The organism is Aquimarina agarilytica ZC1 (assembly GCF_000255455.1).
Classification (GTDB): domain Bacteria; phylum Bacteroidota; class Bacteroidia; order Flavobacteriales; family Flavobacteriaceae; genus Aquimarina; species Aquimarina agarilytica.
Map to the genome: position 1 here is coordinate 40,196 of NZ_JH621270.1, position 10,288 is coordinate 50,483.

A 10,288-nucleotide genomic window follows, 5' to 3' on the forward strand; every position below is an offset into this window, starting at 1 on the left:
AAACTCACTTTAAAGACACCTTAAAACCCTTAAATATGTCATAAAATAAAGCCTTAAAAAGGCTTTAATTGTTTCATTTCAAATCCTATCAATTAACACAACTATAGTATATTTGCCAAAAAACTTTTATTATGTCTACACCCGTTAGAGTTCGCTTTGCTCCTAGTCCAACTGGACCTTTACATATTGGAGGCTTACGTACTGCTTTATATAATTATCTATTTGCTAAAAAACACAACGGAACTTTTGTTTTGCGTATTGAAGATACCGATCAGACTCGTTTTGTTGAAGGCGCGGAAAATTATATAAGAGAAGCTTTGGATTGGTGTGGTATATCATATGATGAAGGCCCTGGGAAAAATGAAAAATTTGGTCCCTATAAACAAAGCGAGCGCAAAAGTTTGTACAAGCAATATGCCGATAAGTTAATTGCTAAGGGTAATGCCTATTATGCTTTTGATACTTCCGATAAATTAGATTCCCACAGAAAAGATCATGAAGCTAAGGGTAAAACATTTATTTATAATTGGCATAATCGTTTAAAGCTTAAAAATTCATTAAGCCTTTCGGCAGAAGAAACTCAGGCGAAAATTGAAGCTGGTGACCCTTATGTGATTCGTTTTAAAACACCCGAAGGAAAAACTTTAGAAATGCACGATGAAATACGTGGAACAATTACCATTGACACCAATGTATTAGACGATAAAGTATTGTTTAAAAGTGATGGGATGCCTACCTATCACCTAGCCAATATTGTAGACGATCATTTAATGGAAATTACTCATGTAATCCGTGGTGAAGAATGGTTACCCTCCATGGCATTACACATTTTATTGTACAAAGCATTTGAATGGCAAGCTCCAAAATTTGCACATTTATCCTTATTACTTAAACCTGTAGGAAAAGGAAAATTAAGTAAACGTGATGGAGACAAATTAGGTTTTCCAGTATTTCCATTAAACTGGACAGATCCTAAAACTAACGAGGTATCCTCTGGTTATAGAGAAGCTGGTTTTTATCCAGAAACAGTAGTCAACTTTTTAGCGCTACTGGGTTGGAACCCTGGTACAGAACAAGAAATTTTTAGCTTATCGGAATTAATTGAAGCTTTTGATTTAAAACGTGTGAATAAATCTGGGGCTAAATTTGATCCAGAAAAAAACAAGTGGTTCCAACAACAGTATTTACAACAACAAAATGATGTTGATTTAGCCAAAGCTTTTGAATCTATTTTAACTAATAAAGGAATTACCACATCGCTTCCACTAGAAAAAATAGTGAGCATGCTAAAAGAGCGTGCCATTTTCCCTGCTGATTTATATGATTTAGGAAAGTTCTTTTTTGAAGCACCTACCACATATGATCCAAAAGCAGCCAAAAAAACTTGGAAAGAAGGTACTGCCGAATTAATGCAAGAACTTGTTGAAAAGATTAAAACTATTACTGATTTTTCTGCAGCAAATGCTACTACAGAAATTAAAGCTTGGATTACAAGCAAGGAGATTGGTTTTGGAAAAGTAATGATGCCATTACGTTTGGCTTTAGTAGGTTCACTTATGGGACCTGATGTGTATGAAATTGCTGCTATGCTTGGTCAAAATGAGACTATTAATAGACTTGAAAATGCTATAAAAAACTTATAATTATGATTTTATTAGCCGTACTCCTCCCCTGATTATCTTTTATGTTACGCGGTAAAATACTTACTGGGATTTTATGCTTATTACTACAAATAACACTTATAGGCTGGATTCCAGCTTCTATTTGGGCAGTGGCATCACTTGTGGATAAACGGAATAAAAATCGAGTAAAAGATTTGGAAAAAAAGATACAATCTAAATCATGATAATTAAAAAGAGGCAATGCCTCTTTTTTTGTATCTTAATGGCACTAATTATAAACTAAAATCAATCCACTATGTTTGGCATTCCATTTTTACCCATTGTCATTTTTTTACTTGTAGTACTTATTGCTGCAGGAGTGTTCACCGTGAAACAACAAACCGCTGCCATTATTGAACGCTTTGGTAAATTTCATAGCATTCGACAGTCTGGTTTACATTTTAAGATCCCTTTAATTGATAAAATTTCTGGACGCTTAAGTTTAAAAATTCAGCAATTGGATGTAATTGTTGAAACTAAAACAAAAGATGATGTTTTTGTTAAACTTAAAGTATCTGTACAATTTAAGGTTATTAAAGAAAAAGTATATGAAGCTTTTTATAAACTAGATTACCCACACGATCAAATCACCTCCTATGTTTTTGATGTAGTTCGTGCTGAAGTTCCAAAAATGAAATTAGATGATGTATTTGAACGTAAGGACGATATTGCCATTGCCGTTAAAGGCGAACTTAATGATGCCATGATGGATTATGGTTATGATATTATTAAAACCTTAGTTACCGATATTGACCCGGATGAACAAGTAAAAGAAGCTATGAACCGTATAAACGCTTCTGAGCGTGAAAAAATTGCGGCACAATACGAAGGTGATGCGCAACGTATTTTAATTGTAGAAAAAGCTAAGGCTGAAGCTGAGAGTAAGCGTTTACAAGGACAAGGTATAGCCGATCAACGTAGAGAAATTGCGCGTGGATTAGAAGAATCTGTTGATGTATTGAACAATGTTGGTATTAATAGCCAGGAAGCCTCTGCCCTAATTGTAGTTACTCAACATTATGATACCTTACAATCTATTGGTGAACATACTGGAAGCAATTTAATTTTATTACCCAACTCACCACAAGCTGGTAGCGATATGTTAAATAATATGATTGCTTCATTTACGGCTTCCAATCAAATTGGAGAAGCTATGAAGGAACAAAATGCTGCCAAAGGCATCACAAACAAAAAATCAACCACAAAACGTAAACCAAAAAATGATGATTTTGGTTCACCAGATACTGGAATTTAACACCTAATTATAAAAAAACCAAAAAACCCGTTTAAACACTAATTTAAGCGGGTTTCATTTTATGATAATATGTTTTATTCACTTTTAAAAAATCATTAAATATAATGGATTTATCGAAGTCTTTTTTAATAAGATTATCTTATCAATTATAAATTTTCATCATTTTTAATTATTTAAATTAATTTGATATTTCCATTTTTTTGAAGCCTTATATCCCTTTAATATATTTGGGGGCTTCATTGCTATATATCCTAGTATTGCACCTGTAGGAATTGTAAAAAACAATATAGGAGCTAAAAATGGTGTTTGAGCAACCAAAATTAATCCACCAACACCACTATAAATGGCATGAGTGCCAAAAAATGTACTCATTGGAACTGTCATTAGTAGAGGATTCTTTTTTATTTTTTTTATTTGAGTCAATGGAATTTTAGTCTTCTTTATCATAATGGTATGTGCATCAACAAACTTTAAACGTCCTGATATTTTTTTTCCATCGAATGTTTTAACACGGATACGCTTACCCTCCTTTATTTCAATGGTTTTATTCTTAATTTCATTAGTAACCGATAATACCCGTTCCTGAGCACTCATAATAAAGCTTATAAATAAAAAGCTAAAAACTAATACTCTTTCCATTTTGATTAATAATTTAAATAAAATATCTATAATTTCTTCTGAAAATGATAGCCTATTATTTTATAATCTTGATTAAAATAAAATTTATGAGAACGAGAATTAAATACATAGGAATTTAATTCAATAGTATCATAGCCCCTTTCAAAACACCAAGCTTTTATTTCCGACTCAAAAATACGACCATATCCTTTTGATTGATGTTTGGCATCAATCACTACATTATCAATTTCGAGCTGTTTACCACAATAGAACCTAGTAGTGGTCCAGCCACTTGTTAATCCAATAAGTTCATTGGATACAAAAAAACCAAAACATACATAATTTCCATAGGCAAACATTTCATTAATATAAGTACGTATTTGTTCCTCATTATAATCACCCAATTGTAATGCTAAAGGGATCATTTTATCAATATCGGTTATAGCTAATAATCTAACATTTGGTGTTTTGCTACTCATTGGTAATTTTTATTTTATAATCAACACTTTTATATCCTTTTAATGGATTTAATGGGGCATAAAAAGCAAACATTGAACCTGCAGATAATAATCCTACATAGGGAAGAATATCAGAATCTAGACTATTAGCACCAAACAAAAAACCTGCTCCTATTGCCGAAAATGAAATAATACTTGAGGGTACCGTCACTAACAAAGGATTTTTCTTAATTTTTTCTATGTCTTTAATTTCAATTACTTTTCCTTTTAGGGATATGGATGTATTATCAATAAATAAAATTCTACCAACAAATTTTTTTCCTGAACTAGATTTTACTCTTACCCGATCTCCTTCTTCGAAAATAATTTCCCTAACAGCATTATGACTAGTTAATTTTAAAATTTGCTTCTGACAAAATACATCAGTACTAAAAAAAGCCATTAAAAATGTTAATATTAGTATGTACTTTCCCATAGTAAACAAATTTTATGAATCCAATTTACAAGAATAATCTATTTAAATACAAATATAAAAATACTTAACTCCTTACTGCTTTAACTTCTGTAACTAATAATTAATTATTAACGTCTAAAGATTCATCAATAAACTATTTAATAACATCAATTATTAAATTATTTGCTAAATATTAAACAAATATTAACATTATTGCAATACGCATACTTACTTTATATTTAATAGCAAATAAAGGCTCAAGTTCGTCATAAGCTACATCCTTTGCTAATTCTTTAATTTTAAATTTAATAACTGGTTGTTTTTCTCTTGATTGATCATAAATAGACTAATAAATTTTAAAAATTAAGGAACAAAAGGGGTAGGGTAAACTTAAATACGAACGTTTAAAACATGTATACATTAACCACTAGCGCTAGAACTTAATTAATTTTTAAAATATAAAAATGAAGAAACAATTTAATTTATTAGGAACATTAATACTTACTATTGGACTCCTATTTAGTTGTGAAAAAGAAGATCTATCAAATATTGAATTAAGTAATAAAGAACTTATAAATCAATCCAGTTTAAATGAATCTGAAAGTACTTTAAATGATATCAGTAAACTTGCTAGAACAGGACCAGGAAAAAGTGATAGACGAACTTCGTCTGGACATGTATTTAGAGGATTTGTTCATAAGAAAGGAACACACATTATTGGTAGCTACAATAGAGATATGAAAAACTTAATTAGTGATTTTCGATATCCTAAAAATAAATATATGTATTCTATTTTTCGTCTACCTCATAGGCAAAATTACCAGGTTTTAAATGATTCTGAAGCTCTATTCAATAGAGCAAGTACTATTAATGGAAGATATATACCTGGCCATTTTTTTTGGACTGTGAATATGGCTTGGCTAAACCAAGCAGCATTTGGAATAGGAGGAAGTCCTAGAGAAATTGCTGTAGCATCAAGTTTTAGACATTTATATCAGTCAAATGGAAAATTAACAGGTTTTGGTAAAGAAGTATGGGTATTAGAACATATTCATGGATACCGAGCTAGTAGAAATAATGATAGATGGATGATACCAAGATTTGGTAATGGAAGAAGAAGTTATACTGTGACCAAAGGTAATGATTGGAAACGTACTACTGGAAAATGGTTCGGAGAGGACTACCAACATCATTTAAGACTAGAAAAAAGAAAATTATGGAAAGATCGAATAAAAAGAAATTATAATTCCGCTACTGGAACACTTTATTAAGAATTAAAAGTTAATCTAACCTCATTTTGATACAAAATGAGGTTAGATTAACTAACAAATAAAATTATAATATGAATATGACCATAGTATTCCTGCAAGATATTCAAAATGCATTTATGGAAGACACCCAAGCTTCATACCAATGGGCCGAAAATAGAATTAAAGAAATTAAACATCACCTTAAACTAGGAAAAAAAATAAATATCATTAATAAAAGTAGTATAATAAACATAACCTCTTTAAAACAATTTCAACAATGGATAGAAGAGAATAATTTTACTATACCACTTAATGTTGAAATAAATATTAATCAAGAAATTGAAAAATTTAATCAAATATTTAAAAATGGCCCTTTTGAATCCTTAAAAATTAATAAAGAAGCAAATACATACAGTAATAAAAATAATATAAGTTTAATCACTTTTGATAATGAAAATAGATCCATTTATGCATGTTTTAAACAAGTAGAATTATCTAGTATAGATTTTAAAGAAATCCGATGCTTAAATAAAATGGAACTAAAATTACTAGAAAATAACGATCAATTTTATAATTTAATACTAATAATAGAGCAAGATAACAAAGTTACCAAACATCAAATTATATGTACTGATATTGAAGTATAGTATTTAGTATCATTTTAAGACACTACCACATTATCTACTACAACTCTTTTCAACCATATAATTTAGTAGTAGTGTCTATCTCTAGTGAATCCAACTAGTTCCTCTCCTATCTTAATACCAAAATAAGTATAGACATTTCTTCTTAATAACCCAATAAATCTTTTTAAGCTGTAAAACAAAATACTTTTAAATCAAATTCTCTAACAATCTCGCTTCACTAACTAACAAATCATTTTTGTCCTCTAAGGCTTCTTTAATAAAGTTTTTAGCATTGTCATTAATCTTATTTTCCTTGGCATAAATACCCAAGATAAGCATAGCAGCAATACGCGTACCTACTTTCTTTTTAGCTGTTCCAAACAATGGAGCAAAATCATCATAGGCTACTTCCTTTGCTAATTCTTTAATTTTAGCTTTAGTTACTTGTTGTTTTTCTACCGGAAGGTTGGTATACTTTTTACCTAATTTTTGAATTTCACTCATTGGGTTTTTTGCCTGACCTCCTTTATTCTGTTGCGCATTTTGAACTTGGTTTTGTGGCTGTTTTGGCTTTTGTTTTGCCCAACTATCCTTTAAACCAACTGTTTTATTAAATACTAATGCTGCTGCAGAAGTATCTAAGTCTAAAGTAAAATATCCTAAACGCTGAAACTGAAAATGTGATCCCAACTCAGCATTTTTTAAATACGGTTCCACAAAAGCATTTACTGTTTTCAAAGAAGCTTTGTTTACAAATTCCATAAAGCTTTTATCTTTATGTGAATCTGGTGCTTCATCGGTAAATAAACGATCATAAACACGTATTTCGGCAGGAATAGCATGGGCTATAGATACCCAATGTAAGGTTCCTTTCACTTTACGTAATGAAGCCTCACTCCCACTACCCGATTTACTTTCGGGATCATAAGTACAATGAATTTCGATAATATTCCCTTGAGCATCTTTTAGTACTGATTCTCCTTTAATGATATAAGCACTTTTTAAACGTACCTCTTTACCTAAACTTAAACGGAAATATTTACTATTTGCTGCTTCTTTAAAATCTTCACGTTCAATATATAATTCTCTTGAAAAAGGAACTTGATGTGTACCTGAATTGGAATCCTCGGGATTGTTTTCTGCTACTAATAGTTCTTCTTTTCCTTCAGGATAATTAGTTATGATTAACTTTACGGGATCTAAAACTCCCATAACACGGGTGGCGGTTTTATTTAAATCTTCTCTAATACAAAATTCTAAAAGTGATAATTCAATAACATTTTCACGTTTAGCTACCCCAACTGTTTCTACAAAGTTTCTAATAGCTCTTGGCGTATAACCTCGTCTACGTAAACCCGAAATGGTAGGCATACGAGGATCATCCCAACCAGATACTATATTTTCTTCAACAAGCTGTAATAATTTACGCTTGCTCATTACCGTATAGTTTAAATTAAGCCTTGCAAATTCACGTTGTTTAGGTAAACGATGCTTGGTGTCAATTTGTTCTAAAAACCAATTGTAAAGCTCTCTATGTGGCTTAAATTCTAATGAACATAATGAATGTGTAATTTCTTCAATATAATCACTCTCGCCATGCGTCCAGTCATACATTGGGTAAATACACCAATCATTACCCGTACGGTGATGTTCTTTTTTTAAAATACGATACATTAATGGATCACGCATTAACATATTCGGTGATTCCATATCAATTTTTGCTCTTAAAATATGTTCTCCCTCATTATATTTACCGGCTTTCATTTTTTCAAAAAGCTGTAAATTTTCTGCTACCGAACGATTTCTGTAAGGTCCAGCAACTCCAGGTTGCGTTGGTGTTCCTTTTTGCTCCGCCATGGCTTCACTTGACTGCGAATCCACATAGGCTTTTCCGTTTTTAATTAATTGAACAGCCCAATCATATAATTGCTGAAAATAATCAGAAGAATAACATATTTTATCCCACTTGTATCCCATCCAACTTACATCTTTTTTAATAGCATCCACATACTCTTGCTCTTCTTTGGCAGGATTAGTATCATCAAAACGAAGGTTTACAGGAGCATTATATTTTTCACCCATACCAAAACTAATTCCTAAAGCTTTGGTGTGACCAATATGTAAATAACCATTAGGCTCTGGCGGAAAACGAAAACGCAATTCATCCTGAGAATAGCCATTTTTTAAATCCTCTTCGATAATCTGTTCTATAAAATTTAATGATTTATGCTCTGACATATGCGATATAATTTAAAGCGTAAAGTTATTAAAATTTGAACGCTCACATTACTCCATTTTTATCAAAAATTCACCCTTTTATAAAGTATCAAATTTTAATGTGTTCCTACGGTGAATTATTGTATTTTTGCCGCTTGTTTTTTTAGGTTTAAAATACCATAACATCTTTTAAATGAATAAATTATCGATAAAATTAATAGTTAATTGTAGTTTACTATTGTTTACTGTAAATAGTTTCTCTCAAAATATTCCCCTTAAAAATGAAAATACTCGCAAAGGGAAATTGTATTTCTATTGGGGGTGGAATGGTGCCTCCTATTCAAAATCAACTATTAAATTTGAAGGTGACGAGTATAACTTTGAATTAAAGGATGTTGTAGGTAAGGATAGACAAACAAAATTTAGTGTAGGTAAGTATTTTAATCCAGGATCTATAACCATACCACAGTACAATTTTAGAATTGGATATTATTTTAAAGATAACTGGGATATTTCATTTGGTATTGATCATATGAAATATGTGGTTCAACAAAATCAACGTGTAAAAATTGCTGGAGCTATCAATGGTACAGAAACTATTTATGATGGTGTTTATAGCAACGATGACATTACTATTCAAGAAGGCTTTTTAGAATTTGAACACACCGATGGTTTAAATTTTGTGAATTTTGAAATTCGTAGATCCGATCAAATTTTAAATTTAAATAAAGTAAGCTTAAATTTAACAGGTGGTTTAGGAGCTGGTATTTTATATCCAAAAACCAATGCTACCCTTATTAATAAACCCAGGTATGATGATTTTCATGTTTCTGGTTTTGGTATTGATGCTATTGTTGGATTAAATGTTACTTTTTTTAAACGCTTTTTTGTTCAAACCGAATTTAAAAGTGGTTATATTAACATGCCTAGTATTAGAACAACACTTTCAAGCGCTGATAAGGCTAGTCAAAGTTTCTTTTTCTTTCAAAGAAATATTGTTTTTGGTGGGATCTTTAATTTAACGAAAGCATCAAAAATTAAAAAGAAATAATTGGTTGTTGGTTGACAAACTATCATTTTTTGTAATAGAACACTTTTTAACAAAATATAATTGTGATTCAATTACTTAACAGTAATTATTAGTATAAAACTTTGTATTTGTGGCTAACACACTATAATTTTAATTTTTATAATATTTATTAGATGGGAATAATAAAACTTCATAACATAAAAATACATACCAATCATGGTTGTTTGGTTGAAGAATCTAAAATAGGTTCTGATTACCGTGTTGATTTAACTGTTACTGCCAATTTAAATGCATCGGCACAAAGTGATGAATTGACTGATACTGTTGATTACGTACACCTTAATTTAATTATTAAAGAAGAAATGGCTATACGCTCCAAATTATTAGAACATGTGGCAGAACGTATTCTAAATCGTATTTTTAATGAGCTTATTTTAGTTACTCAAGCTACTGTAGCTGTTTCTAAAATAAATCCTCCTATTGGTGGCGATGTGCAAATGGTTACTATAGAGCGATCTAAAACTAGATAAGTATCTTTTATTTTTATAAAAAATTAAAACGAAACAGTTTATAAAAGTAATTTTACAAAGACTTATTTTAAATTAATTAAATATTTAACATAATTTATATAATAATGATTATTTAGTTTTTGCTAAATACTGCAAAATTATATTATATTTGCCCTCCTGTTAAAGGGTGTCGTGGCCGAGTGGCTAAGC

10 protein-coding genes are annotated in these 10,288 nt (G+C 30.4%); 6 read left to right on the top strand and 4 right to left on the bottom strand.

What is annotated here, in order from left to right; genetic code table 11:
• Window positions 1-131: 131 nt before the first annotated feature.
• Together gltX and KQA_RS0212935 are read left to right on the top strand one after the other, a co-directional pair.
• Window positions 132-1,643 (top strand): glutamate--tRNA ligase, encoded by a 1,512-nt coding sequence (gene gltX, locus KQA_RS0212925; RefSeq protein ID WP_010181809.1) that lies wholly within the window; start codon window positions 132-134, stop codon window positions 1,641-1,643.
• 274 nt (window positions 1,644-1,917) lie between these two features.
• Window positions 1,918-2,916 carry an SPFH domain-containing protein gene (locus KQA_RS0212935; protein WP_010181811.1) on the top strand — a complete coding sequence of 333 codons (999 nt, stop codon included), beginning with the start codon at window positions 1,918-1,920 and terminating at the stop codon, window positions 2,914-2,916.
• 165 nt (window positions 2,917-3,081) lie between these two features.
• Here KQA_RS0212935 and KQA_RS0212940 read toward each other — a convergent pair whose 3' ends face one another.
• The 3 genes from KQA_RS0212940 to KQA_RS0212950 are packed head-to-tail and all read right to left on the bottom strand — an operon-like array spanning window position 3,082 to window position 4,467.
• The gene (locus tag KQA_RS0212940; RefSeq protein ID WP_010181812.1) at window positions 3,082-3,555 is read right to left on the bottom strand and encodes an LSm family protein; all 474 of its coding nucleotides are present in this window, start codon (window positions 3,553-3,555) and stop codon (window positions 3,082-3,084) included.
• 26 nt (window positions 3,556-3,581) lie between these two features.
• Window positions 3,582-4,013 carry a GNAT family N-acetyltransferase gene (locus KQA_RS0212945; protein WP_010181813.1) on the bottom strand — a complete coding sequence of 144 codons (432 nt, stop codon included), beginning with the start codon at window positions 4,011-4,013 and terminating at the stop codon, window positions 3,582-3,584.
• Complete coding sequence (locus KQA_RS0212950; protein ID WP_010181814.1) at window positions 4,006-4,467, bottom strand: hypothetical protein; 462 nt, start codon at window positions 4,465-4,467, stop codon at window positions 4,006-4,008. The genes KQA_RS0212945 and KQA_RS0212950 overlap by 8 nt, the downstream gene beginning before the upstream one ends.
• A 443-nt stretch (window positions 4,468-4,910) precedes the next feature.
• On the opposite strand from KQA_RS0212950, the gene KQA_RS0212955 reads away from it, so the two are divergent.
• Both KQA_RS0212955 and KQA_RS0212960 read left to right on the top strand, forming a co-directional pair.
• Window positions 4,911-5,717 carry a hypothetical protein gene (locus KQA_RS0212955; RefSeq protein ID WP_010181815.1) on the top strand — a complete coding sequence of 269 codons (807 nt, stop codon included), beginning with the start codon at window positions 4,911-4,913 and terminating at the stop codon, window positions 5,715-5,717.
• Between the two features lie 71 nt (window positions 5,718-5,788).
• Complete coding sequence (locus tag KQA_RS0212960; protein WP_029209591.1) at window positions 5,789-6,343, top strand: hypothetical protein; 555 nt, start codon at window positions 5,789-5,791, stop codon at window positions 6,341-6,343.
• 186 nt (window positions 6,344-6,529) lie between these two features.
• Here the strand turns inward: KQA_RS0212960 and KQA_RS0212965 are convergent, their stop codons facing one another.
• Window positions 6,530-8,560, bottom strand: coding sequence for a glutamine--tRNA ligase/YqeY domain fusion protein (locus tag KQA_RS0212965; RefSeq protein WP_010181818.1), 2,031 nt, complete (start codon window positions 8,558-8,560; stop codon window positions 6,530-6,532).
• A 172-nt stretch (window positions 8,561-8,732) separates the two neighbouring features.
• Here KQA_RS0212965 and KQA_RS0212970 point away from each other — a divergent pair, with 172 nt between their 5' ends.
• Both KQA_RS0212970 and folB read left to right on the top strand, forming a co-directional pair.
• Window positions 8,733-9,590 carry a hypothetical protein gene (locus KQA_RS0212970; RefSeq protein ID WP_010181821.1) on the top strand — a complete coding sequence of 286 codons (858 nt, stop codon included), beginning with the start codon at window positions 8,733-8,735 and terminating at the stop codon, window positions 9,588-9,590.
• Window positions 9,591-9,742: 152 nt separating this feature from the next.
• The gene (gene folB / locus KQA_RS0212975) at window positions 9,743-10,099 is read left to right on the top strand and encodes a dihydroneopterin aldolase (protein WP_010181822.1); all 357 of its coding nucleotides are present in this window, start codon (window positions 9,743-9,745) and stop codon (window positions 10,097-10,099) included.
• The last annotated feature ends 189 nt before the right edge of the window (window positions 10,100-10,288 follow it).

Bases quoted from the DNA above. Each gene is read 5' to 3' on its own strand.
- gltX (WP_010181809.1), top strand. From the start codon at position 132: ATGTCTACACCCGTTAGAGTTCGCTTTGCTCCTAGTCCAACTGGACCT.
- KQA_RS0212935 (WP_010181811.1), top strand. From the start codon at position 1,918: ATGTTTGGCATTCCATTTTTACCCATTGTCATTTTTTTACTTGTAGTA.
- KQA_RS0212940 (WP_010181812.1), bottom strand. From the start codon at position 3,555: ATGGAAAGAGTATTAGTTTTTAGCTTTTTATTTATAAGCTTTATTATG.
- KQA_RS0212945 (WP_010181813.1), bottom strand. From the start codon at position 4,013: ATGAGTAGCAAAACACCAAATGTTAGATTATTAGCTATAACCGATATT.
- KQA_RS0212950 (WP_010181814.1), bottom strand. From the start codon at position 4,467: ATGGGAAAGTACATACTAATATTAACATTTTTAATGGCTTTTTTTAGT.
- KQA_RS0212955 (WP_010181815.1), top strand. From the start codon at position 4,911: ATGAAGAAACAATTTAATTTATTAGGAACATTAATACTTACTATTGGA.
- KQA_RS0212960 (WP_029209591.1), top strand. From the start codon at position 5,789: ATGAATATGACCATAGTATTCCTGCAAGATATTCAAAATGCATTTATG.
- KQA_RS0212965 (WP_010181818.1), bottom strand. From the start codon at position 8,560: ATGTCAGAGCATAAATCATTAAATTTTATAGAACAGATTATCGAAGAG.
- KQA_RS0212970 (WP_010181821.1), top strand. From the start codon at position 8,733: ATGAATAAATTATCGATAAAATTAATAGTTAATTGTAGTTTACTATTG.
- folB (WP_010181822.1), top strand. From the start codon at position 9,743: ATGGGAATAATAAAACTTCATAACATAAAAATACATACCAATCATGGT.